A 24,994-nucleotide genomic window follows, 5' to 3' on the forward strand; every position below is an offset into this window, starting at 1 on the left:
CCTGCCCGGGAGGTTGATCTCCATATCGAAAAGATCCGTGATGATTACCAGTTCCTGAATAACACTGAAATCCTCAAAGCCCAATTGGAAGTATTTAAAAGAACACTGGATGCTGCCATTGTACATAAGCTTCCCTCCATTGTGTTTATTCATGGCGTGGGAAACGGCGTTCTTCGCCTGGAAATACATAAAAAGCTCGGAAAAAACCCGCAGGTGAGAACATTCATGGATGCCAGGAAAGAAAGATTCGGATACGGAGCTACAGAGGTTGTTTTAAAATAGGCCCCCTGACATACCGCTACCTGCCTGCCTCCGGGTTTTCTGTACATAGTCTGGCGCCGGTGAGCAGCCAGCCCTGACAGGCCTTCATAATACAGATACTTTATAAAACATTTATTACATGGCTGAATACGAAACTAGAAAAGATGTCCCATCAAGAAAAAAGTTCTTTTACCCGATCATTGATCCGTTAAAAGATTACCTGGTAAAGTATAACAGACAAATAAAGCTGCCGGTCCAATATTCCGACCTCCTTCGTTTTCAGATGAGCATCCCGCTTTTAGACAAAAACGGGAATGACACCTTATGGCAAACCGTGTACTATTCCGAGCACGAAATGAACGAACTCTTTCCGGCCCTGGTAAACATCTATGTATTGATGTGTGCTGACGGAGATGTTCAGGTAGCAGAAAATCTAACCATCGCTCAGATTGACTATTGTACCTTTGGAAATTCAAAACCATTCAGAATAAGGGTCATAAACCGGTTTAATGACAATTATGATTATATCTATGTGAAGATAGCTGACGCTTCCAGGGTATATGGCCTGGAGCTTGAACATATTTTATCCCCTAACCGGATCACCTACCTGACAGATGGAACAACGCTTATTGAGGAGCATATATCGGGATTGCCGGGTGATATCTTTATTAAACAGCGGATAAATACCTCAAAGTTCAATCAGATCCGTATCTGTAAAGAGTTCGTCAAGTTTAATGAGCGCTGTTTTATCAGGCTGCTGGGCGACATGCGATCCTATAATTACGTTGTGCATATAACTCCTGATATTGAAGGAAACCAATACAGGATGCGGGCCATCGACTTTGACCAGCAATCGTATGAAGGCAGGAAAAACTTTTACCTTCCCCATTTTTTCAAAGAAAACAATAAGCTGGTCATGCTCGGCATGAAACATATGGACAAGGCCACGATGCGGCAATACCAGGAGGAAGAAAGAAGCTTGATCTATAACAGGATGCGCCTTGTGCACTACCGTCTCCGGGACCTCCTTGAAGTAATGAAGATACAGGAAATATCCCCTGAACCGAAAGTCAGACGGCTGGCAGCAGAACTGGCAGAACACCATCGCCGTGAATCATTCTACAAATGCCGGAGCATGGGTGAACTGGTTGAAGAACAATTGAGTATCTATTTTGAAAAAAGACAGTGATCCGGTAGTCCTGAGCAGTGAATGTTAAAATTCTGTTAAGGATCACTAAAATCAGCGATATGCTGTAACAGTTGATTTTCATCGTCGTCTATTGGATATAAACAACCCAAAAATTACGACTATGAAAAAGTTAGCTTCTTTAATCGCAGCAATCTGCCTGGTATTCTCTTTAAGCTCTTTTGTAAAAGATGAATCAACAAAAGACCTGAAACTTACCATGGATTACGCCATCAAAACTTATGTGGATGCGATCTCTCTGGGTAAAGTAAAACCTTTGGCCGAAGTACTGGACTCTGATGTCAAATACACGGTTACACACGGAGAAAAAATCATGAACTTTAACCGGAGTGAGATGCTTGACCAATTGAAAGCTTCAGAAAATCTGCGGCAGAATTGTGATGTAAAATATTCACTGGTTGAACAGAATACATCACAGGCGATTTACAAAGTGGTCTTTACCTACGACACTTTTGCACGTACCAATTATGTGACTATTGCGCAAACGAAAAAAGGGTGGAAACTAACCAGCATATCTTCTGCCTTCAACTAACATAATCCTGCGAAAGACAGGAAAAAAAGAAGAAAATTTCGCAAAACAGGCCCCTAACATCCAATAAAGTCAAATAAGTGATTTTAGTCACAATATAAAAATATCATTTATTGTGAATTCCACGTGCAGAAACGGAGCTTTTAGCCCGATTTCTTAAATGAAATCTAACAGGACCTATTCTGGATTAAACAATTACTAAAAGTGCTTTCATGTATGCAAAACAGCAACTTTTGAGCTTTCCGGTGTGTTTTATTAATAAAGACTAACACCTAAAAATTAAGTATTATGAAAGCTTTAAAAACTATAATTCTTGCATTCTGTATAACATTCTCATTCAACGCATTTTCTAAAGACGATGGTGCCAAAGATCAGAAGCTCACCATGAATTATGCTGTACAAACTTACATTGACGCAATGACGCAGGGGAAGATTAAAGACTTCAGCGAAGTGCTGGACAACGATGTGAAATTTACGTTGACCCAGGGTCAGAAAATCATCAATCTTAACCGCGGCCAGATGCTCAGCTCCCTGAAAGGTTCTGAAAACATGCAGCAGAATTGCAGGACCAATTACTCGATTGTTGAACAAAATGATTCTCAATCTATTGTTAAGGTAACCATGGTATATGACGTATTCACAAGAACGAATTACGTCACCATCACCCACACCAACAGTGGATGGAAAATTACGAATGTTTCCAGCGTGTTCAATTAAATTCTGCATATGTTCATGGACATTGAAAATGGCGGATGAATAACCCGCCATTTTTTATGATTTTTTATAAAACTTATAATATTTGCCTGCGGTCTAAAAAAAACGGCTATTTGTATAAAAAAAGATTGTAGTTTTATCGGCAAAAAAACATATGAAACAAACTTTTATTTTAATTGTTGCCGTCTTTTTAACAACTCTTTCATTTGGTCAGGAAATCAAATCCATTGATCAGCTTGTCAAGCACAATGGGGAAAAACTCGAAGTTAAAGTGATACGCGTTGGTGAGACTACTGTCATCTTTAAGTACCCGGGCGAAGAAGCTGAACAAACAGTGAGTAAATTCGCTGTATCTTACATTAACTACAGTAGCGGACGAAAAGAAGAGATATCAGAAAAAATAGAGATCTCGGGGAAAGACGATTGGGAGAAAGTTGAAGTCCTTACAGATAAATCACAGATAGTTGGCCTCAAAAAAGGAGAAGCAGTGAAAGGTAAGACATCGGGGTTACTATCCTACAATACTGCCGGATCTGCTGATAAAAAAGCTTCAAGAAGAATAAGAGAGGCAGCTGCTGAAATGAAAGCTCCATTTGTCCTTCTCTTATCAGATAAAAGCGATGGATTCGGAATTAAGCAAGCTATAAAAACGGGAGTAGCTTACTATTATTAAGAAAGACTATATTTTAGTAAGTGCTGGTTCCCAAATCGTCATATTGCATCTTTTAAGGAACCAGCATTTATTAAGTAAATTGAGAAAAGCTTATCAGGCCGCAGTTTCCTCCTCCGTAGTTTCCTTTAAAGCTGCTGTTTGAGCGTCATCTTTTTCAACCCGCAAATTCCGTACAATATGCTGTTGCCTGTCGGGTGTGTTCTTTCCCATGAAATACTCCAGCAGCGCATGAATATTAGCTTCTTTAAGGATCACCGGATCCAGCCTCATATCCTTTCCTATAAACAAGCCAAATTCATCGGGTGATATTTCACCGAGTCCTTTAAACCTGGTGATTTCAGGTTTTGCTCCAAGTCTACTGATCGCATTCTGTTTCTCTTCCTCGCTATAGCAATAAATGGTTTCCTTTTTATTCCGCACCCTGAAAAGCGGCGTCTGAAGAATAGAGACGTGACCTGCTTTAACCAGGTCGGGGAAGAATTGCAGGAAAAACGTCATCATCAGCAGGCGGATATGCATTCCGTCCACATCGGCATCGGTCGCGATCACAATATTGTTATACCTCAGCGCCTCAAGTCCGTCCTCAATACTAAGTGCATGCTGAAGAAGGTTAAATTCTTCGTTCTCATAAACTACCTTCTTTGTAAGTCCGAAACAATTGAGAGGCTTTCCTTTCAGACTGAAAACAGCCTGCGTCATTACGTCCCTTGATTTTGTAATAGAGCCACTGGCAGAATCCCCTTCGGTGATGAATAAAGTGGTCTCCTGTTTCCTCTCGTGATTATCGTCAAAATGAATTTTGCAGTCTCTCAGTTTCCGGTTGTGCAATGAAGCTTTCTTTGCCCGTTCATTTGCCAGCTTTTTTATTCCTGCAATATCCTTTCTTTCCCGCTCCGACTGAAGAATCCGTTTCAGAAGCGCATCTGCGGTTTCCGGATTTTTAAGCAGGTAGTCATCCAGTTCCTTCTTAACAAAATCATTGACAAACGCCCTTACAGACGGACCATCGGGACCAACGTTAAGAGATCCGAGCTTAGTTTTAGTCTGAGATTCAAATACCGGCTCCTGTACCCTGACCGAAACAGCAGCGACGATGGAAGCCCGGATATCGGAGGCATCGAATTCCTTTTTAAACCTTTCGCGGATAGTTTTCACAACCGCCTCGCGGAACGCTGCCTGATGTGTCCCTCCCTGCGTGGTATGCTGACCGTTGACAAAAGAATAATATTCTTCGCCATATTGCTGACTGTGCGTCATGGCGATTTCAATATCCTCACCCTTAAGATGAATGATCGGGTAGCGAATATGCTCTGCATCTGTATTCTTCAGAAGGAGATCGTGTAATCCTTTCTCCGAAAAATACTTCTGGCCATTAAAACTAATCGTCAGCCCTGCATTCAGAAACACATAATTCCAGATCATATTTTCAACGAATTCGGGGATAAACCGAAAATGTCTGAATATAGAATCATCCGGAATAAAAGTAATAGCCGTTCCGTTGCGCTGGGTAGTATCCTTTTCTGCCTCTTCTCTTATTAATTCCCCTTTATTAAATTCGGCAATCTTGGTTCTGCCATCCCTGTAAGACTGGACTGTAAAATTTGCTGACAGAGCATTTACAGCCTTCGTTCCGACTCCGTTCAAACCAACCGACTTCTGAAAAGCCTTTGAGTCGTACTTTCCGCCGGTATTGATCTTCGATACGCAATCAATCACTTTACCAAGGGGAATGCCTCTTCCATAATCCCTCACAGAAACTTTATGTTCCGAAATGCTCACCTCTATCGTTCGTCCGGCCCCCATTACAAACTCGTCAATCGAGTTATCTATAATTTCCTTTAACAGAACATAAATTCCATCGTCGTACGCAGATCCGTCACCCAGCTTTCCGATGTACATACCAGGCCTGAGCCGGATATGCTCTTTCCAGTCAAGGGAACGGATACTATCTTCACTGTAATTTATATTTTCAGCCATATTCTAAATATTATCACCCCGGAAACGAACCGGAACCTTTATGCAGCCGGCAGGGTTATCAGACAAAAATAAACTTTTATTCTATTATTTGGGAAAGAGGCGGAGCCTCATAGTCCCCTGTACATATTTTATCTTCAGTATTCTCCAAACACTTAGTTCTGTATCCGGAGAGCCGTAGTGTCGCCCTTTAAATACAGAAATGTATTGCATTTCTTACATTTTCAAGAATCTGCTCGTTGCTTCTTTTAATCATTTAACATGCGGAAACCCCTCTTTTCCAGCATATCTAACTATTTTGATGCATCTTTTAAGAAGACTGGTATAGTATTGGCATTTATTCGTTCAGAAAACAGATACAGTATGATTGCTGCAAATAAGATAGTGATTCCAAAGGAAGAAAAAGGAGGCGAAAAAGAGGAGCAGACGTGGGAGAACCCGTCTAATCCGGAGCAGGCTTCCGATTTGAGAGATATTGAACAACTGGAGCGGCAAAAAAAAGAAGCCGAACAAAGAAAAAACAATCTCTCTGATACTGACAACGATAATTAATAATTCAACTCAACCTAATAATACCGGCTATGAAAATGCAAGACAATTCACACATCATCACAATGAGCGAGGAGTTTGACAGAATGCTTTTAGCCATTCTTTCTACAGAGCTAAACACACTAAAAACAACACGAAGTAACAGCATCACTAAATTTACCCCGGACGTAAATACCGATCTTCTGGTAGCGTGACGGCGGGAATTTAACTAAGAAATTTACCTGAAAAACAATACATCTTACCTGAAAAAACATTACAATCGTTCTTTTTCCCTCAGTTAACAACAAGAAAATAGGCCCGGGTGACGGGCTTATTTTTTTGTAGTTTTGCGGAATGTTGAACGAGAATTTAGATCCCGAAGCTGAAAGGTTGAGCCCCGCCGACCGGGAGATTGAAAAAGTACTCCGCCCGCAAGCCTTTGAAGATTTTACAGGCCAGCATAAGATACTCGAAAATCTCAGGGTATTTGTGCAGGCAGCAAAATTAAGAGGAGAAGCGCTGGATCACGTTCTGCTGCACGGCCCTCCGGGATTGGGTAAGACAACTCTCTCTCATATCATTGCCAATGAAATGGGGGTCGGAATAAAGATCACATCTGGGCCCGTGCTTGATAAGCCTGGTGACCTGGCCGGCTTATTAACCAATCTGGAGGCCGGCGATATCTTGTTTATCGATGAAATTCACCGCCTGAGTCCTCTCGTCGAGGAATACCTGTACTCGGCTATGGAGGATTTCAAGATTGATATTATGCTGGAGACAGGGCCAAATGCACGTTCGGTTCAGATTTCACTGAATCCCTTTACACTGGTAGGTGCCACCACCCGCTCGGGGCTTCTGACCGCTCCGCTCCGCGCCCGTTTCGGAATTAATTCACGACTTGAGTATTATGACGCTAAACTCCTCACAACTATTGTGCTGCGTTCGTCATCTATCCTGCGCACGCCAATAACGGAAGAGGGAGCTTACGAAATTGCCCGCCGCAGCAGGGGTACACCCCGTATAGCAAATGCACTGCTCAGAAGAACGCGGGACTTTGCGCAAATCAAGGGAAACGGAAAGATTGATACCGAGATCGCGAAATATGCTCTTAATGCCCTCAATGTAGATGAACATGGCCTGGACGAGATGGACAACAAGATCCTCTTAACCATTATCGACAAATTTAAGGGTGGCCCGGTAGGAGTAAAAACGATCGCAACGGCAGTGGGAGAAGATGAAGGAACCATTGAAGAGGTTTATGAACCTTTTCTGATACAGGAGGGATTTCTGATGCGGACATCAAGGGGCCGCGAGGTGACCGAATCTGCTTACCGCCATTTGGGTAAGATGAAACCAGGCGCCCCCCCTACTCTGTTCTAAGCAGTCCGGATGCGATGCCGCATTCAGATCTATGAATTACAGCTTAAAAGCACTATCTTTGCAGCCGCAAATTGAAGAATGCTCATACCTGCTTCTTCGGCAGAAGTGTCATTCATTGCAGTTTAATTATGAATCGTCATCCCGAAATAGAGAGAAGAAAAACCTTCGCAATTATTAGCCACCCCGATGCGGGCAAAACAACGCTGACAGAAAAATTCCTGCTGTTTGGCGGAGCCATTAATACTGCCGGGGCCGTAAAGCGAAATAAAGCCAACCAAAACACCACCTCCGACTTCATGGAAATTGAAAAGCAGAGAGGAATCTCGGTGGCTACTTCTGTAATGGGATTTGAATACAGAGATAAAAGAGTTAACATCCTCGACACTCCGGGGCACAAAGACTTTGCAGAGGATACTTATCGCACGCTGTCTGCTGTCGACAGTGTAATTCTTGTCGTAGACAGCGTAAAAGGGGTTGAGGAGCAAACTGAAAAGCTCATGGAAGTGTGCCGGATGAGAAATACCCCGGTCATCATATTCATTAATAAACTCGACAGGGAAGGGAAAGATCCGTTTGATCTCCTGGATGAACTTGAAACTAAACTTACTATAAGTGTTTGCCCCCAGTCATGGCCAATCGGACAAGGGTATACATTTAAAGGGGTTTATAATATTTACGACAACCAGCTAAGCTTGTTTGAAGCCGACAAAACAAGGATAAGTGAACCTGTGATACAGGCTGCCGATCTCCACGACCCGGTTCTTGGACAATATCTTCAGGAAAAACAACTCGACAAATTAAAAGGGGATCTGGAGCTCGTTGAAGGCATCTATGGTAAGCTCGACAAGGAAATGTACCTTGAAGGCCTGCTGGCTCCCGTTTTTTTCGGAAGTGCCATTAATAACTTCGGTATCCGCGAATTACTGGATACATTCATCGATATCGCCCCCAGTCCCTTCAGCCGCGACGCAGAGCAGCGTACAGTGCTCGCTAACGAAAAGGACTTCACCGGATTTGTGTTTAAGATCCATGCGAACCTTGATCCAAAGCACCGCGACAGGATCGCCTTCCTCAGGATCTGCTCAGGAAAGTTCGAAAGGAATAAATTCTACTATCATACCAGACAGGATAAGAAACTGAAGTTCTCCAACCCTATGGATTTCATGGCCAATGATAAAACACTCGTTGAAGAGGCATGGCCCGGCGATGTAGTGGGTTTATACGATAGCGGCAACTTCAAAATCGGAGATACCCTCACAGAAGGAGAAAAGCTTCAGTTCAAAGGAATTCCGAGTTTCTCACCTGAAATTTTCAAGGAAGTAGAGAACAGGGACCCGATGAAAACCAAGCAGCTTGAAAAGGGAATTCAGCAATTGACGGAAGAAGGTGTTGCCCAGTTGTTTATTCAGCAGCCGGGGAACAGAAAGATTATTGGCGCAGTAGGTGCATTGCAATTTGAAGTGATCAATTTCAGGCTGGAGAACGAGTACGGTGCCAAGTGTGCTTTCCGGCCGCTTTCTTATTCGCGCTCAAGCTGGATAACATCAAAGGACAAAAAGCATTTACAGGAGATCATGCAAAGAAGGGCCTCCCATATTGGTTTCGACAAGGATGGAAATCCTGTTTTCCTTGCCGACAACGACTGGGCGATTAACCTGGCAAAACGGGATTTCCCCGAAATAGACTTTCACACAACATCTGAATTCAGAAAAGCCGAATCCTGATGAGGCGGCACTAATGTGCCGGCCCTCCTATTGCTGATTTTTACGAAAGCAGCAGGTTATTCATTCTGTCATATTAATGAAATGACTAAAACAATATTTCGGCTTATTTATTATTTATTATAAATTCGCAGTAACAGAACCAAATTATTGAGATGAGGCTGATCATAAAACAAATTTTTGTTTTCCTTTTTCTCTTTGCCATACTCGAAAAGGCGGAGGTTTCTGTCATGTCTGTTATACTTTCTGATAACAGCATTAATAAAAATATCTTGCTGGATGATGCCGAAAATACATCTAACAAGGAATCTGAGACTAAGGAACAGTCTTCAAAAGATTACTGGAACTGTTCGTTCGGCTACAATATAGCCGAACCTATGGTAGATTATTCTGAAGATCTGCATATTAGAAACGACCAGTTCTCTCACTCCCTCTTTTATCCTTCTGTTCCTACTCCCCCTCCCGACCAGGCATAGCGGTTTGCCGGAATACCGGTGATCTATAACGTCTGAAGATGTCTTGTGATAGCAGTTATCATCAGGATATCCGGTTATTGACGTTCCCGTAGCTTAATTTTTTTATGATAATTATTTAATAACCTTAGCAAATAATAACATTATGAACACTTTGGGATTAAAAACAACAGTCGGAGCGTTTACACTGGCAATTTTACTATCTGCCGGAACACTATCAGCTCAAACAAAAAAAACAGGTACTGATCTTAGAACGGATGTACAGCCGATAACAAATTCATTGTCAAAGATCTCTCAGCTCGAGCCCTTGACATTTAAATATAAACAGGAAGATATTAAAAAGCTGAATCTTCCTGCCGGTCTTCAATATGGTTTTATACCGGAAGACGTTCAGAGAGTATTACCTGAAGTGGTAAAGAACGAGAGTAAAATGATCCCCGCCGGCAAGAATGCATTTAAGACAACATCAGTAAAGAATATAGATCTTGAAGCATTAATACCTGTACTGGTTGGATCTATTAAAGAACAGCAGGCCGAAATTGAAGCACTGAAAAAAGAAATTCAGTCTTTAAAATCTGTCGCTGCTGTTGGTAATTAACCATAGTTGCACACTTATATTTGGTTTTTAGTTGGCAAAGGAGGGCATCGCTCTCCTTTGTTTATTATTATCCGTAGAAGTCCTGCAGGGACCCGAAATAATAAGAATCCCACCCGTCAACTATATCTTCATAATCGTCGTCAGGGATATTAATGTGCCTGAGTTCTACAGAAGTACCGTTTTTATGAGGATGCAGTTTGATCGTAACGATTGAATCTTCTTCCTGATCACCAAAATACCATTTCTGCACAATCTTTTTTCCTTCTTCAAACTCCAGGTTTTTACCAGAGATGCTTCCTTCCCACAATGCGAATTCCGAGCCCGGCTCAGTCGACATTTCAGCCTCTTCCCCACTCCACAGATGAATAGTAGCAGGAGTTGTCAGAGCCAGATATACTTCTTCCGGTGGCGCTGAAATGATATAGTATTTCTTAAAGTCTTTCATGCTAAAGCATCTTTAATTTAATGAACCTCAAAGATAGCAGATAACATGGAATGACATTCGCACAATTGGTATTTGGATACGGCAATTCCCGGGCCTGTTTCAAACATATCGTGAATCTTTCAGTTTATATCCTACAGATTAAACACGATACCTATAATTCTATGATAGAAACTGAAGAACAAAAGAGGGAAGCAAACGCCTTTTACCGGGAAGCGCTTGAAATGCTGCATGAGTGCGGTGCAAACTTTATGCTGGGAGGAGCATTTGCTATGTTTAAATATACGGGTCTTTACCGGGACACCAAGGATCTTGACATATTTTGCAAACCAAGTGAATACCCCAAGATACTCAAGTTCTTTGCTGAAAAGGGATACGAAACCCAGCTGACAGATGTGCGGTGGCTGGCAAAAGTTTTCAAAGGGGAATATTTCATTGATATTATCTTTGATACGGTAAACAACATCTGCACAGTCGATGATACCTGGTACGAACATGCTACAGAAGGAGAATTCGCCGGAGTTCCCGTAAAATTCCTTCCGGCCGAAGAACTGATATGGTGTAAGATCTATGTTCAGAACAGGGAACGGTATGATAGTGCAGACATCAATCATATAATTCTGAAGTATGGAAGGCAGGTCGACTGGAAACGTCTGTTATTCCGGCTTGATCAGCACTGGCACCTCCTGCTCGCTCAACTGCTGATCTTCCAGTTCGTCTATCCTGCTGATTATCACGACATCCTGCCTAAATGGCTTTTCGACGAGCTGATGAGACGTGCTCATGAACAATATGATCTCCCCGCCGCTGTTGAAAAAGTGTGCAGAGGCCCGATTATTGATCAGACACAATATAAAGTAGATATTAAAGAATGGGATTATAAGGTCACGACCATTAAAACAGTGTAAAATGGAAGAAAACCGGAAAGTAAGGATCGCAGCAGTAGGCGATGTTCATGTAAGGGAATCGGATAAAGGTAAATGGACAGATTACTTTAAAGAAGTATCACAAAAAGCAGATGTCCTGCTGATATGCGGAGATCTGACGGATACCGGAGATGAAGGCGAGGCTGAAGTGCTGGCCGAAGAGTTAAAGGCCTGCTCTGTTCCTGTTATCGGAGTACTTGGCAATCATGATTTTGAAAAAGGAAGACATAAACTGATCAGACAGATCCTTCAAAACAATAACATGACGATCCTGGATGGCGAAGCTATTGTCATACACGGGATCGGCTTCGCCGGAGTAAAAGGATTTGGAGGTGGTTTCGACGGACACATGCTGTCTATGTTTGGAGAGGGCGCTATGAAAGCGTTTGTTCAGGAAGCTGTTGATGAAGCCCTGCATCTTGACAGAGCCCTTGCCCGGTTGGATCAGGAGCATGAAAACATTAAAAAGATCGCAGTTTTGCATTATGCCCCGATTAAAGAAACCGTTATAGGTGAGCCTGAACAGATTTTTCCATTCTTAGGATCTTCGCGCCTTGCAGAACCTCTGAGCAGACGAAACGTGATTGCCGCATTCCACGGGCATGCCCACGTAGGGCAGTTAGAGGGCGAAACCTCAGGAGGCGTTAAAGTTTACAACGTCGCGAAGCAGATACTGGGAAAAGCAGGATACGAGTATCCGTTTTTCATTCTTGAAGTATAAACAGGAATTCATCGGATTATATTGTCCACATAACGGGTTCATCGTTTGACTTCTTTTTCCTATATTCATATTTTGCAGGAACAGGCAAACAGGATATCGTCTGCCCGGAAGCCTGAAATCCGAATAGTAAAAGAATAGCAAACGAAAACTGATTAATTTCCCTCTTTGGATAAAATGCGGCTTTTCTCGATAAGATCCCTTTTGATATTTTCAGGATGTATGATTCTCCTGGTGCTCCTTTCCTGTCTGGCGTTTTACCTGAGTGTGTATTGGGGCGTATTTGGGGCTATTCCGTCAAAAGCAGAGCTTAAATCTAAACAAAACAGCACCGCCTCGGAGGTTTACACCGCTGATGGCGTGCTGATAGGACGGTATTTTCTCCAGGACAGAACAAATGTAAAATACGAAGAGATATCCCAGGACCTGATAAAAGCGCTCATAGCCACAGAAGATGTTCGGTTTTACCATCACAAAGGTGTTGACTTCAGGAGCCTTATGAGAGTTCTTTTTAAAACGCTGTTACTTCAGGACGCAGATGCCGGCGGCGGAAGCACCTTAAGTCAGCAGCTCGCGAAAAATCTTTATTCGAGGAAGAATTTCAGGTATCTGAGTACTCCTATCAATAAAATCAGGGAGATGATCATCGCAAACCGCCTGGAGTCGCTCTATTCGAAGGAAGAGATTCTTGAACTCTACCTGAATACAGTTCCCATGGGCGGCAACATTTATGGGATAGAAAGAGCATCTGAAATTTTCTTTAACAAGAAAGCCCGTTCACTTAATACCGAAGAAGCAGCAGTATTGGTAGGAATGCTTAAAGCCAACACTACTTATAATCCGGTAAGAAACCCTGAAAAATCGAAGGCGCGCAGAAATGCTGTTCTTGGACAAATGGAAAAGTACGGCTACCTCCCTCCTGCCACTTCAGATTCCCTGCAAAATCTTCCGCTTCGTCTTAATGTGAAAAGGCGGGCAGCAAAGATAGAGATGGCTGCTTATTTCAGGGAACAACTAAGGCGTGAACTTGAAATCTGGTGCCATTCGCAGCACAAGGAAGACGGCGAGCCGTATAACCTGTATACAGATGGATTAAAAATTCACACCACTATTGATTCCAGGATCCAGAAACAGGCGGAAAAGGCTGTCAGGGAACAAATGTCAGCTCTTCAGGCCAGCTTCTTCACTCATTGGCGCGGTAAAAATCCCTGGGGAAACAATTTCAACGTCGTAAAGGCCGCCATACACCAGTCCGTGCGGTACAAAAGACTTGCTGAAACGGGAAAATCATGGGCAGAGATACTGGAAGTATTCAAAAAACCTGTAGATATGCAGGTATTTACCTGGAACGGCAGTCAGAAGAGAAGAATGAGCCCTTTGGATTCTATCCGGTATTATATGCGTTTTCTGAATACAGGTATGCTGTCCATAGAACCTGGTACAGGTTATATAAAAGCCTGGGTAGGAGGAATAGATCATCAGTTTTACAAATACGACCATGTATTGTCAAAACGCCAGGCAGGCTCTACATTTAAGCCCATAGTATATGCCGCAGCTCTGGAGAAGGGGATGAACCCCTGCAAGCTTTTTGAAAATAAAAGGATTTCCTACCCGCAGTATGAGAATTGGTCGCCGCAAAACGCCAGTGGCACTTACGAAGGGAAATATAGTATGAAGGGAGCTTTGGCTCATTCTGTTAATACAGTTTCAGCCCAGATCTTACTGCGTACAGGGATCAAACCCACTATCGGTCTGGCGCACCGGATGGGCATTGAAAGTGAAATCCCCGAAGTGCCTTCTATTGCACTGGGAACAGCATCCATGTCTTTGTTTGAGCTCGTATCCGCTTATAGCATCTTCGCTAATAACGGCCGTGCGCTCAAGCCAGTCTATATTACATCTGTTACCGATGCAAAGAATAATGTAATCTTAAAAAGAGCCCCAACTATATTGAAGCAAGCCATATCAAGCCAAAATGCCTCTGTTATGATTGAGTTATTAAAAGGAGTGATTGACGAAGGAAGCGCAGCAGATCTCCGGACAAAGTATGGACTCGGGATGGAAATCGCAGGCAAGACAGGCACGACTCAAAATCAGGCTGACGGTTGGTTTATAGGAATTACGCCGGATCTGATCACCGGAGTGTGGGTAGGCGGAGAAAATCCCGCCGTACATTTCCGGTCTCTGGAACTTGGCCAGGGAGCCCGCACTGCTTTACCCGTATGGGCACGCTTTATGATTAACTTAACCCGCACAGAGGAGTACGCAGGATTTAGGTTCAGCCGTTTCGATGGGGTTTCTCCTGAACTGAAAGCACTGCTAAACTGCCCGTCTTTCGTCCCCGATGAAGTAGTAGAAGAGGAAAAGCCCAAAAAGGAATCGTTTTTTAAAAGAATCTTTAAAAAGGGATTTAACTTATTTAAAAAGAAAAAGAAAGGCGAAGATGAACCAGCAGAACCCGCGGCTAAGCAGGAAGCGAAAAACAAAAAGTAGCTCCGTTTCCTACAGAGCTTTCTGCCCATATACGGCCGCCATGTCCATGTACAATTTTGGAAGAAATATAAAGGCCCATTCCCAGTCCCGGATATTTCCTTATAACTTCAGAATCCCTGAAGAACTTATCAAAGATCTTTTCCAGGTTTTCCCTGGATATTCCGATTCCGCTATCGGTCACAGAGATAACGACTAAATTATCTTCGCCGCAATAGGATCTGAGAGTAATTGTACTATCCTTCGGAGAATACTTTGCAGCATTACCGATGATATTGGAAAGAACCTGCTCAATCCTCAGCTTATCCAGTTTCATTTCTCTGTTGCAGGTCAGGTCTGTTGTAAGGTGATGATTAGGAATAGTATGTTTAACCTGGGCAAGAGTTTCATGCAAATAAGCGTCCAGATCCACCTGCTCCATTCTGTATTCGAATTTTCCGCTTTCAATCTTAGACACATCAAGCAATTGCTGAATCAGGAAAGTTAGTTTGGTAGATTGTGTTTCGATCTTACTAAGATAAGACTGCATGAGTGTAGAACCATGTTCCTTACCGGCAGCCAGTGCAAGCTGTGCATATGCCTTGATGATGGTAACAGGTGTTTTGAGCTCGTGACTGGCAATAGAAATAAACTCAGTCTTTTGCTCGTTTATAATTTTTGACTGCCTTAATTCTTCGTCTTTCTCTTCAGCTCTCAGATTCAGCTGATTGTTTTTACGCTTGATCTCCTCATAGGGAGTATAGGGTTCATCATCCCTGAACCACGTTAAAAGCTGGTTTACCCGTAAGGGATTTATCCTGGAAGACCTGGGAAGCCCGATCTTCAGCTCGATCACAGTCTTACCCGGATCATTAATGATCTGAATATGGGGCAATAATTTCTGAGCATATAAAAAGCCCTCCTCAGCCGGGCTGTAGATAACATCATTATCAAAAGTTACAGTTGCAGCGAGAGAATAACGTATCTCATCTCTGATCACTCCCACAGAAAGAACCCCGCCATCAGTTTTTTCTATAACTCCGCGGCAAATCTCTGATACGGCTGTTGCAAAGGTGGTTTGAGTAGAAATAGTAAGGTTCAGCCGTTCTGCTACCTTTATCGCCTTCTTATAGGCAAGAATAAGATCCATCTCATTTTCCAGCGAAACGCTTACCAGTTCTTTCATGTTCAATTCAATTTTCCCACAACAATAGACATATCATCCGTTTTCCTTGCATAATCCTTATAAATAGTAGCGGCCAGCAGGGACAGATCATATTTTCCGGTAGCAGGGAGTCTCGGTTCCCAACGAGTTTTTAACCCGTCAGAGCAGAGTATGATCTGCTGATAGTCATCCAGAGAATATTCCTGTTCTTTCATGGTATTGGGAATATTATGCCCGATAATGCCATTGTAAGCCATATAGTTTTTATACTGAAAGGGACTGATCATCTTTGTTGCAATATTTCCAACCCCGGCTATTGTCCAGCGTTTACTTTCAAAATTATAAAGAACCACGGTACCCACAATGCCTCTTGTCTTTCTGATAGAGGTATGGATATGCCTGATAATTTCAACAGGTGAATGAAACGGGCAGCTTTTAAATGCATTAACAGCTTCCTTCACAGCCTTACCTGCCTCTTCGCCATGCCCTAATCCATCAGCAAGAAGCAGTTTAAAATAACCGGGGGTAACTTTGTAGTAGCAACCGTCACCACTCACGGTCTCGCCGGGTTTGGCTACTACCACCGCTCTCAACTCGACCGGCTTCCTGTTTTGTTTCCCATCCTCATTTTTATAGATCCGGCTCAACGCGATTGTCCCCCATCCCTTCTGGCTGTACAAATCGAACCTGTCCGATAGTCTCTTTATACTTCCCAAGCCATGTCCCAGCGTATTGGTTGTGGAAACTCCATCCTGAACCATTTTTGCAGGATCTACCATCCCCGGGCCATTGTCTATGCTTATTATCTCTATATATTCATCTTCTTCATCAAAAAGCCCGAACAGGATTTCTCCGTCTACAGCATGTTTGAAAAGATTAGAGGTCATTTCAGAAACTATGATATCTATCTCTCCAACTTTTTTGCTGCTATACCCGGCTTCCGTAACCCTTGAATGGATCTCCTTTTTCAGGATCGAAAAATAACTTCTGTCATCAGCGCGAAAACTGACATGTGTAGCGTTAGCCATTAACCCATTTAATTATTGAAACGGTTGTCCCTTTACCGATCTCACTTTTAATATCGAACTCATTTACCAGTCTCCTGGTACCCGGTAAACCCAATCCCAGGCTCTTTCCGGTTGAAAAACCATCCTGCATCGCCAGAGAAATATCAGCAATCCCAGGCCCTTTATCCTTGAATGTAAGCCGGATACCAGTATCCCTTCCCCTGGAAACTATTTCAATATACGTCTCTCCCCCATTTCCGTATTTCAACATGTTTCTTACGAGCTCGCTGGCCGCTGTAATGAGTTTTGTCTGATTCACCAGTCCCATCTTTATCTTTACAGCCTTTTCTTTTACCCGGTTTCTAAACGGAACAACGTCCTGATCGCGGGTGATCGTCATGACATCTTTTGATAGAGAAATGATCATTCTGAATAAATGGCGCTATCCTCGTCATCCTCCTCTTCTTCATGATCTGCGCTGCCCTGAATTTTCAGTTTCAGCAAATCCATTCCTCTTTCAACATTAAGAGCCGTATAAACTCCTTTAAGAGGCAATCCAAGTTCGATAAGCGTGATGGCAACAGCAGGCTGCATTCCCACAACAACCGTTTCAGCATCCAGAATTTTAGACATACTTGCTATATTGCCGATGATCCGCCCCATAAAAGAGTCAACAATAGCAACCGCCGAAATATCTATCAGCACTCCCCTGGCGCCCGTCTTGTTCACCATTTGAACAAGGTCTGATTCAAGGGTCAATGCAAGCCGGTCGTACAAATCGACCTGGATGGTTACCAGAAGAAATGGGCCCATCCTTAATATAGGTATCTTTTCCATCTGACCTAACGAATACTAACTTTTTCCCTGATTGCTTTTTTTACTTCCAGATTAAGAGAGGAGAAAGCATATCTCAGGGCACTCGCCAGAGTTGCTTTTGTAATGATCGAAGAAAGGTCAATTCCCAGGTGCACAATAGTCTGGGCAATTTCCGGCCTGATTCCGCTTATTATACACTCAGCTCCCATCAAGCGCGTAGCACTTACCGTTTTGATTAAATGCTGGGCTACAAGCGAATCAACGGCCGGCACTCCTGATATATCAAGAATAGCGATACTGCTGCCTGTCTCCACAATTTCCTGAAGCAGATTTTCCATTACTACCTGTGTGCGTGCGCTGTCGAGTGTACCTATAATAGGCAATGCAAGAATACCATCCCAAACCCGGATAACAGGAGTTGAAATCTCTGCAATTTCATCTGTCTGCCGGAGGATCACGTCTTCTCTTCCCTTGATAAATGTTTCAAACGTAACAATAGAGAAACTATCTAACAATCTGCTTATTTTCAGGCTCTCTGTATATAATTCGGCTGGCGAATCAGACATCTCTTCCTGCAGCACCGTTAATAAAGCTTCCTTAAGTCCAAGTACAAACAAACCTGTTTCCCGGGGACTAAATCCCTGCCTTGCCCGGGTCATAGAAACCCCTGCCAGAATTTCTAAAACAGGATCGAAATCTGAAGACTCTGGATTTTCAAGGTTGTCATCCGAAGCAGATGAAACCAGAACATCAACAAGTTCTTCGGACGAAGCCCTCAGGTCCTGGTTGCTGATCAGGTCTTCTCTCAGACCTTCGTCCGCCAACTGGTTGTTCAACCATAACTCTAAAATTTGATTCTTTTTCTTCTGTAAAATAGTGAAGGTTTTTGAATGCATTGCTAATCGATTTGCAGTAAAAGTAATAATTAAATCTATAATCTATTAAGATAAAAACCTAAGGCATTCATACCTACTACAATGATTCAGCAAATTGCCATGCACCCCTGTTAACGGACCCGAAGAAGTTAAAATTACAAGCCAGGAATCATGCCTTTCAGACATAACTTTTCAGATCCTGTCTTTGTTTCATTTACGAAAAACTATTTTACAGTCTATCATCATTGAATCTATAGACAATGCACAACTATCCACTATATTCGCTGTTGTTGACAATAATACATGAAACAAACACGCGAGATCAAAAATTTCATTTTTAGTCAATACTTTTCAGACGGTCTGAGGATCTCGGCCGGAGTCCTGCTTCCGCCGCTGTTACTTTCACAACTCGGGCATCTGGAAACAGGTATTGCCGTGTCTATGGGGGCTATTACAACCAGTATACCTGACAACCCGGGACCGGTTGTTCATAAGCGAAACGGCATGCTGTTCAGCATCCTTTTTATGGTTGTAGTTTCACTGCTGACGGGCTTTATCAACGACTACCCGGTCCTGCTGGTGATCGAAATATTTCTCTTCTGTTTCTTCTTTTCGATGTTCAATATCTATGGGAACAGGGCCGCCGCCATCGGCACCGGTGTCCTGATAGTCATGATCGTGAATATCGACCGGGATTTCACAACAGGTTCACTTCTTGAATATACCGGGTTCCTTCTGGCGGGTGGCATCTGGTACATGGCTTTAAGCCTGGCAGTATCTCAGTTCAGACCCTACCGCATTGCACAGCATACTTTAGGAGAATGTATTGAGAAGATATCTGAATATCTTCAGCTTAAAGCCGATTTCTATGACACGGATTCCGATTTTGACGAAACCTACAAGAAGCTGATCGACCAGCAGATCATTGTACACCAGCAGCAGGATAGTGTCAGGGAAATCCTTTTTAAAAACCGGCTCCTCACTAAAGACCCAACCAATACTGCCCGGCTCCTGATCCTGGTGTTCCTCGATGTCATCGATCTCTTTGAGCAAACCATGGCCACTCATTACGACTACAGGTCGATCAGGAGCTCTTATGGTCATACAGGAGTACTTAAAGAGTTCCATAAGGTGCTGGTAAATATTGCGCGGCAACTGGAGGACCTGGGATACGATATAAATGCAAATGAACGACCAAGATTAAGGCAGGATTTCCAGCCGCAACTGGAGCATCTCAAGACAAGCATTGACCAGGTTGAGAATAACTTTGTGCTCAAAAAGATCCTGATCAATGTCCGCAATATCGTAAACAGGATAAATACCATATACAGTTATTTCAGTCATAATAAACTGGATACCGTCAGGATCAGTAATGAAAAAGATCTCGGCAGATTTGTGTCAAGCCAGATACTCGACCCGAAACAGTTCATTGAAAATATCAGTTTTAAATCAGGGATCTTCCGGCACTCCCTCCGTGTGGCCATAGTAGCTGTAACCGGCTACCTGGTTTCAAAAATGCTGCCGCTCGGACACCATAGTTACTGGATATTACTGACAATCCTCGTATTGCTGAAACCCGGGTTCAGCCTCACAAAAAGGAGGAATTACGAACGGCTGGTTGGAACACTGATTGGAGGCATTGCCGGTGCCCTCATTGTATATTACGTCCACGACCATACTATCCGGCTTATTTTTCTGCTGATCTTCATGCTGGGCGCTTACAGTTTCCAAAGGTTAAATTATGTTGTAAGTGTTCTGTTTATGACACCCTACATTCTCCTGATGTTCAGCTTCATTGGTTTCGGTGATATCAGCCTGGCAAAAGAGAGGATCCTGGATACCTTTATTGGCTCCTTCATTGCTTTTATCGCGAGCTATTTCCTTTTTCCCTCCTGGGAATACCCACAGCTAAAAAGCCTGATGCGAAAGCAGCTGATCGCAAACTATCATTATCTGCTTAAAGTAGCAGAGGGACTGGCAGGAAAGTCCCTGAATATGACGGAATATAAACTGGTCAGGAAAGAGCTGTATGTGAGCTCAGCAAACCTGGCATCAGCTTACCAGCGGATGCTCACAGAACCTAAGAGCAAGCAAAAATATGTGCGCGAAACCAGTAAGTTTATTGTGCTCAACCATATGCTGTCTTCTTACATTGCCACCCTGATCTCAACCGTCCGCTACGACGAGGCCAGGCACACCCAGCCTAATCATATCAGGGCGGTAAGGAAAGCACTGTACCAGATATACGAAGCCATTACCATTCTGAAAACAAGTGAGGATGACGATTTTAAAGAAGCGGACCTTCATATCCCCGATGCGTCTGCCAAGCTCCCGGAAAATACGGACAGCAAGCTCATTGCCGAGCAGTTGGATTTTGTCAATAAAACAGCTGGAGATCTTCTGAAGACAGTAATGCCGTTTAAAGAAGAGAATCAATCTATCCCTGCACCTTCAGCAGAAACAGGAGGATAAGGCACTTGGAAAAATTCCGAACGGAAATGTTCATAACAACAACCGGCTTGCTAAACCAAGTAAAAGAAGAAAGCCGAAAACATCGGTAAAAGTGGTGATAATGATAGAGGAGGCAATTGCAGGATCTATCCCGACCCTTTTCAGGAAAAGCGGAATGGAAGCTCCTGTTATTCCCGCTATTACCAGGTTGCCCGTCATCGCAAGAAAGATCACAACACCGAGCATCAGATTACTGTCGTATATCAGGGCAAAAAGGAATATGATAAGCCCGTTAGCAGCACCATTGATTAATCCAACTGTAAACTCCTTTAATACTGTCCGGTAGGCCTGGTTATCGGTCAGATCGTTCAGGGAGATACGGCGTACAGTTACAGCGAGAGCCTGGGTTGCGGCATTCCCTCCCATCCCAGCGATCATGGTCATATATCCCGAGAGTACGACGACCCTGGAAATCGTGGGTTCAAAATGCCTGATGACCGATGAAGCCAGAAAAGCCGTACCAAGATTGATCACCAGCCAGGGCAGACGGCTCTTAACCGCCTCCTTCCAGTTCCCGGAAAGCTCTTCATCTTCAGAAACCCCCGAAATTTTAAGGATGTCTTCCGTATTTTCCTCTTCCAGTACGTCGATCACGTCGTCGAAGGTGATACGCCCCAGAAGGTGCATGGTATCATCCACCACAGGGATGCTCGACAAATTATACTGAGAGAGAAGTTTGGCTACTTCTTCCTGATCTGTATGAGCTTTAACAAATACAAAATCATCGTTCACCAATTCTCTGATATGGACCGTGTTCTTCGATTTGATAATATCCTTAAGAGAAACTATCCCGATCAGGTGGTTATAATTATCCACTACATTGATCGTGTAAAATTCCTCCATCTCTTCCGATTGCCTGATGATCTCTTCGAGCGCCTCTTTTTTGGTAAGACTGCTGTTAACTTTGATCACCTGGGTGTTCATCAAACCACCCGCAGTATCTTCCTCGTAGGTTAAAAGATTCCGGATATGGCTGGCATCTTCGGCATCAAGATCCTGAAGGATCTCATTTTGTCTTTCTTCAGGAAGCTGGCTGATGATGTCCGTAGCATCATCATAATCAAGTTCCTCTACAATCTCTGAACGCCTTTCGGGATGAAGTTTCTCAAGCAGTTTCTCCGGGTGGATCTCAGCATCCATCTCAGAGATGACTTCAGAAGCGATCTCTGCCGGTAAGATATTGATAATACGTTCCCTGGATTCCTCAGAAAGACTTTCAAACAGAATGGCAATTTCTGAAGCGTGATACTCCTTCAGCAGAGCCTTCAGGACGTTTTCATCTTCCTCCAGCGCTTGCTTTATACGTTGAATATCCGTCTTGTTCAGCTCAAAAGACTGCATGGCCAGCTAAATTAGTAAATGTATCGGGATCGTTGTTATACCATATATATTTTAACGATGATTTAACAATGAGAGTTGCACCTTTGTGTCCGAAAAATGATGCCGGGTTTAAAACAATGAAGCAGACCGCGGCCCCTGATTAAATAAAAGATCAATGATACTCAGATTCGGGATAAAGCCGTTCCTGTCTTCAAACACCTGGAAATACGGCTGAAAAGGGATGTCTGATACCTTCTTCGGGTGAATAGATTCCCGGTAATCTGCATAATCATCATATTGCTTCTCAAATGCCTGCGTAAAAGACCATTGAATATCCAGCTTTAACAGTTTCGTCAGCAGCTGGAAAATTTCTTCATTGTATTCGTAGAGATATTTCCATCGTTTTTCATAGAAAACGGAGAAGTCGCTCTCATAAAATTCGAAATAAGCAGAACTCCTGTAAGAAGTCTGAATACTCATCCAATGCAGCCTTTGCCAGTCGAAGTCATAACTTATCTGCACATCTTTTACCTTTGTATGAACTTTAGACCCTTTCACAACAGGCACTATGAGTGCCAGCTTCCCCTGAGGAGAATGAATCAACGCCCGGTTGCGGTATGTTTGTTTCGGAAAATGCTCAAACTGTTCAATCAGAATATCCCCGTGTCCCTGCTTTATTCTGCTGAACAATTCTATAGGCGGAAGATAAAATAACGGAAAAATTGCTCCTTTGTGCATGGTATGTACTATGTTTGTATTTCGGTTCGACGAAATTAACGATAAAAAGTACAGATGAAGAAGGTTCTTACAAGCCTTGCAAAATATCCTCTATTTCTCATTTCTCTGCTCCCCTTTCCGCTGATATACCTATTGTCGGATCTGCTCTACGTAATTATCTATTACGCTGTTGGTTACCGCCGGAATGTGGTACAGATGAACTTAAGGAATGCCTACCCCAGTAAGACGGATAAAGAAATCTATTCCATTGAGAAAAAATATTTTAAATGGCTGGCTGATCTTATTCTCGAATCTGTAAAGATGGCATCCATGTCGAAGGCATCCATGAAAAAGAGGTTCAGACTGGTAAATCCCGAAATAATTGAAGAACAATTTGCAAAAGGTAAACCCGTCATGCTGGTAACAGCTCACTATGGAAACTGGGAATGGGGATCACTTGCACTTTCTGCTGCATTCGATGAACCCTTGATTATCGTTTACAAGCCATTAACAAACAAAACATTCGAAGAAATGCTCAACCGGCTGCGGTCGCGTTTCGGAGCAGTGATGGTTGAAATGAAACATACATTGCGAAAAATCGTCAGTTACCGGTCACAGAAATACTGGACAGTCTTTCTCGGCGATCAAACACCTGTACATCAGCAGGCACAATACTTCACTACTTTTCTTAACCAGCAAACGGCGGTCTTCCTCGGCACCGAGAAAGTTGCGAAAATTGCAAATGCTACTGTGATATTCGGGCAAATGAACCGGGTAAAAAGAGGACATTATGAAGCGGTCTTCACGCTGCTGACAGATGATCCGAATGCTACGGCGGATTACGAAATAACCGAAGCGCATACCCGGATGCTCGAGAAAGTAATTAACGAAACGCCACAATACTGGCTCTGGTCTCATAAAAGATGGAAAAAAAGTTACAAGATCAGGAACTAACAGAAATGCCGGAACTTGCTGTTGTTATCCTGAACTGGAACGGAAGAGCATACCTCGAACAGTTTCTTCCCTTCATATTAAATTCGGGGTATTCCAACCTGAGAGTAATTGTTGGGGACAATGCATCTGCCGACGATTCTGTTTCTTTTGTACGTACCAATTTTCCATCTGTCGAAATCCTCGAGAATGAAGAGAACCTCGGTTTTGCCGGCGGCTACAATTCTATCCTCAAAAGAGTGGATTCAGATTATTTTTGCCTCCTCAATTCAGATGTGGAAGTATCACCAGGATGGATAGAACCAGTACTCACGCTGATGGAGAAAGATAAATCGGTAGCCGCAGTTCAACCCAAGCTCCTGAGTTTCGGCAACCGCAACAGTTTTGAATATGCCGGAGCTGCGGGCGGATTCATCGATATCTTTGGTTATCCCTTTTGCAGGGGAAGGGTGTTTGACCACGTAGAGACCGATCACGGTCAATACAATAATACCAGCGAAATCTTCTGGGCCAGCGGTGCAGCACTCTTTATCCGAAGGAGCTGCTGGGAAGAAGCAGGAGGCTTCGACACTAGTTTTTTTGCCCACATGGAAGAGATCGACCTTTGCTGGCGGCTCAAAAATCTCGGTTATAAAATAATGTATTGCCCTTCTTCCACTGTTTACCACATAGGAGGAGGAACGTTGCAGGCGGATAATCCCTACAAAACGTACCTCAACTTCAGAAATAATCTTACCATGCTGTTAAAAAACCTGCCGGCCGCCAAAGCTTTCAGAGTTATTTTTATACGACTCTGGCTCGATCTGATCTCCCTTATCAAGTTCGCATCTGCGGGGAAACTTAAGCACGCCAAAGCCGTTAGCAACGCTCATTCTTACTTTTTCCTCCATTTCAACTCCAATAGAAAAAAAAGGATAAAAGACTTTTCCAGCTTCAACAAGACAGGAATGATCAATAAAAGCATCGTGTGGCAATACTTTGTAAGGGGCAGGAAGGTGTTTGGAGAGATTGTCGGGAAG

At 43.2% G+C, this 24,994-nt stretch carries 26 protein-coding genes; 17 read left to right on the top strand and 9 right to left on the bottom strand.

The window, feature by feature from the left end; translation table 11 throughout:
* From DDR33_RS26680 to DDR33_RS12575, 5 genes are all read left to right on the top strand, one after another.
* Positions 1 to 282 (top strand): Smr/MutS family protein (locus DDR33_RS26680; protein WP_238387788.1); only part of this gene is annotated, 282 nt, incomplete at its 5' end.
* Between the two features lie 118 nt (positions 283 to 400).
* Positions 401 to 1,450 (top strand): hypothetical protein, encoded by a 1,050-nt coding sequence (locus DDR33_RS12560; protein ID WP_109416137.1) that lies wholly within the window; start codon positions 401 to 403, stop codon positions 1,448 to 1,450.
* A 121-nt stretch (positions 1,451 to 1,571) separates the two neighbouring features.
* Complete coding sequence (locus tag DDR33_RS12565) at positions 1,572 to 2,000, top strand: nuclear transport factor 2 family protein (protein WP_109416138.1); 429 nt, start codon at positions 1,572 to 1,574, stop codon at positions 1,998 to 2,000.
* A gap of 285 nt (positions 2,001 to 2,285) precedes the next feature.
* Entirely contained in the window at positions 2,286 to 2,714 is a 429-nt protein-coding gene (locus DDR33_RS12570) for a nuclear transport factor 2 family protein (RefSeq protein ID WP_238387789.1), read from the top strand.
* A gap of 151 nt (positions 2,715 to 2,865) precedes the next feature.
* Positions 2,866 to 3,384, top strand: a complete 519-nt coding sequence (locus DDR33_RS12575) for a hypothetical protein (protein ID WP_109416139.1) — start codon at positions 2,866 to 2,868, stop codon at positions 3,382 to 3,384.
* A 93-nt stretch (positions 3,385 to 3,477) separates the two neighbouring features.
* Here the strand turns inward: DDR33_RS12575 and DDR33_RS12580 are convergent, their stop codons facing one another.
* Positions 3,478 to 5,361, bottom strand: coding sequence for a DNA topoisomerase IV subunit B (locus DDR33_RS12580; RefSeq protein ID WP_109416140.1), 1,884 nt, complete (start codon positions 5,359 to 5,361; stop codon positions 3,478 to 3,480).
* Positions 5,362 to 5,619: 258 nt separating this feature from the next.
* Between DDR33_RS12580 and DDR33_RS12585 the strand changes: the two genes are divergently transcribed.
* The 6 genes from DDR33_RS12585 to DDR33_RS12605 all read left to right on the top strand — a co-directional run bounded on the left by DDR33_RS12585 (position 5,620) and on the right by DDR33_RS12605 (position 10,058).
* On the top strand, positions 5,620 to 5,910 hold the full coding sequence (locus DDR33_RS12585) for a hypothetical protein (RefSeq protein ID WP_109416141.1): 291 nt from the start codon (positions 5,620 to 5,622) through the stop codon (positions 5,908 to 5,910).
* Positions 5,911 to 5,939: 29 nt separating this feature from the next.
* Positions 5,940 to 6,101 carry a hypothetical protein gene (locus DDR33_RS25860; RefSeq protein ID WP_158280736.1) on the top strand — a complete coding sequence of 54 codons (162 nt, stop codon included), beginning with the start codon at positions 5,940 to 5,942 and terminating at the stop codon, positions 6,099 to 6,101.
* A gap of 142 nt (positions 6,102 to 6,243) precedes the next feature.
* Entirely contained in the window at positions 6,244 to 7,266 is a 1,023-nt protein-coding gene (gene ruvB, locus DDR33_RS12590) for a Holliday junction branch migration DNA helicase RuvB (protein WP_109416198.1), read from the top strand.
* Between the two features lie 128 nt (positions 7,267 to 7,394).
* Entirely contained in the window at positions 7,395 to 8,990 is a 1,596-nt protein-coding gene (locus tag DDR33_RS12595; protein ID WP_109416142.1) for a peptide chain release factor 3, read from the top strand.
* A gap of 152 nt (positions 8,991 to 9,142) precedes the next feature.
* On the top strand, positions 9,143 to 9,463 hold the full coding sequence (locus tag DDR33_RS12600; protein WP_109416143.1) for a hypothetical protein: 321 nt from the start codon (positions 9,143 to 9,145) through the stop codon (positions 9,461 to 9,463).
* A 142-nt stretch (positions 9,464 to 9,605) separates the two neighbouring features.
* Positions 9,606 to 10,058 carry a tail fiber domain-containing protein gene (locus DDR33_RS12605; RefSeq protein WP_109416144.1) on the top strand — a complete coding sequence of 151 codons (453 nt, stop codon included), beginning with the start codon at positions 9,606 to 9,608 and terminating at the stop codon, positions 10,056 to 10,058.
* 67 nt (positions 10,059 to 10,125) lie between these two features.
* On the opposite strand, the gene DDR33_RS12610 is transcribed toward DDR33_RS12605, so the two are convergent.
* A complete protein-coding gene (locus tag DDR33_RS12610; RefSeq protein ID WP_109416145.1) occupies positions 10,126 to 10,503 on the bottom strand; it encodes an SRPBCC domain-containing protein in 378 nt (125 codons plus the stop codon).
* Positions 10,504 to 10,664: 161 nt separating this feature from the next.
* Between DDR33_RS12610 and DDR33_RS12615 the strand changes: the two genes are divergently transcribed.
* From DDR33_RS12615 to DDR33_RS12625, 3 genes are all read left to right on the top strand, one after another.
* Positions 10,665 to 11,408, top strand: coding sequence for a nucleotidyltransferase (locus DDR33_RS12615; protein ID WP_109416199.1), 744 nt, complete (start codon positions 10,665 to 10,667; stop codon positions 11,406 to 11,408).
* Position 11,409: 1 nt separating this feature from the next.
* Positions 11,410 to 12,147 carry a metallophosphoesterase family protein gene (locus DDR33_RS12620; RefSeq protein WP_109416146.1) on the top strand — a complete coding sequence of 246 codons (738 nt, stop codon included), beginning with the start codon at positions 11,410 to 11,412 and terminating at the stop codon, positions 12,145 to 12,147.
* A gap of 219 nt (positions 12,148 to 12,366) precedes the next feature.
* Positions 12,367 to 14,637, top strand: a complete 2,271-nt coding sequence (locus DDR33_RS12625) for a penicillin-binding protein 1A (protein ID WP_158280737.1) — start codon at positions 12,367 to 12,369, stop codon at positions 14,635 to 14,637.
* On the opposite strand, the gene DDR33_RS12630 is transcribed toward DDR33_RS12625, so the two are convergent.
* From DDR33_RS12630 to DDR33_RS12650, 5 genes are read right to left on the bottom strand one after another with little or no spacing between them, the layout of a single operon-like run.
* Positions 14,609 to 15,799, bottom strand: a complete 1,191-nt coding sequence (locus DDR33_RS12630; protein ID WP_109416148.1) for a sensor histidine kinase — start codon at positions 15,797 to 15,799, stop codon at positions 14,609 to 14,611. The genes DDR33_RS12625 and DDR33_RS12630 overlap by 29 nt on opposite strands.
* A gap of 2 nt (positions 15,800 to 15,801) precedes the next feature.
* Positions 15,802 to 16,806, bottom strand: coding sequence for an ATP-binding protein (locus DDR33_RS12635; RefSeq protein WP_109416149.1), 1,005 nt, complete (start codon positions 16,804 to 16,806; stop codon positions 15,802 to 15,804).
* Positions 16,799 to 17,212 (bottom strand): anti-sigma regulatory factor, encoded by a 414-nt coding sequence (locus DDR33_RS12640; RefSeq protein ID WP_109416150.1) that lies wholly within the window; start codon positions 17,210 to 17,212, stop codon positions 16,799 to 16,801. The genes DDR33_RS12635 and DDR33_RS12640 overlap by 8 nt, the downstream gene beginning before the upstream one ends.
* Entirely contained in the window at positions 17,209 to 17,598 is a 390-nt protein-coding gene (locus DDR33_RS12645) for an STAS domain-containing protein (RefSeq protein ID WP_238387790.1), read from the bottom strand. Before DDR33_RS12645 ends, DDR33_RS12640 begins: the two co-directional genes overlap by 4 nt.
* Before the next feature lie 29 nt (positions 17,599 to 17,627).
* Positions 17,628 to 18,497: an STAS domain-containing protein gene (locus DDR33_RS12650; RefSeq protein ID WP_109416152.1), complete on the bottom strand. Its 870-nt coding sequence runs from the start codon at positions 18,495 to 18,497 to the stop codon at positions 17,628 to 17,630.
* Between the two features lie 282 nt (positions 18,498 to 18,779).
* Between DDR33_RS12650 and DDR33_RS12655 the strand changes: the two genes are divergently transcribed.
* Positions 18,780 to 20,948 (top strand): FUSC family protein, encoded by a 2,169-nt coding sequence (locus DDR33_RS12655; RefSeq protein ID WP_109416153.1) that lies wholly within the window; start codon positions 18,780 to 18,782, stop codon positions 20,946 to 20,948.
* A 30-nt stretch (positions 20,949 to 20,978) separates the two neighbouring features.
* Here DDR33_RS12655 and mgtE read toward each other — a convergent pair whose 3' ends face one another.
* Together mgtE and DDR33_RS12665 are read right to left on the bottom strand one after the other, a co-directional pair.
* Positions 20,979 to 22,328: a magnesium transporter gene (gene mgtE, locus DDR33_RS12660; RefSeq protein WP_109416154.1), complete on the bottom strand. Its 1,350-nt coding sequence runs from the start codon at positions 22,326 to 22,328 to the stop codon at positions 20,979 to 20,981.
* Between the two features lie 108 nt (positions 22,329 to 22,436).
* Positions 22,437 to 23,045, bottom strand: coding sequence for a WbqC family protein (locus DDR33_RS12665; protein WP_109416155.1), 609 nt, complete (start codon positions 23,043 to 23,045; stop codon positions 22,437 to 22,439).
* Between the two features lie 54 nt (positions 23,046 to 23,099).
* Between DDR33_RS12665 and DDR33_RS12670 the strand changes: the two genes are divergently transcribed.
* On the top strand, positions 23,100 to 23,978 hold the full coding sequence (locus tag DDR33_RS12670) for a lysophospholipid acyltransferase family protein (RefSeq protein WP_109416156.1): 879 nt from the start codon (positions 23,100 to 23,102) through the stop codon (positions 23,976 to 23,978).
* Positions 23,948 to 24,994 (top strand): glycosyltransferase family 2 protein (locus tag DDR33_RS12675; protein ID WP_109416157.1); only part of this gene is annotated, 1,047 nt, incomplete at its 3' end. The genes DDR33_RS12670 and DDR33_RS12675, both read left to right, overlap by 31 nt.

This window comes from Pararcticibacter amylolyticus (assembly GCF_003130405.1).
Taxonomy (GTDB): Bacteria; Bacteroidota; Bacteroidia; order Sphingobacteriales; family Sphingobacteriaceae; genus Arcticibacter; species Arcticibacter amylolyticus.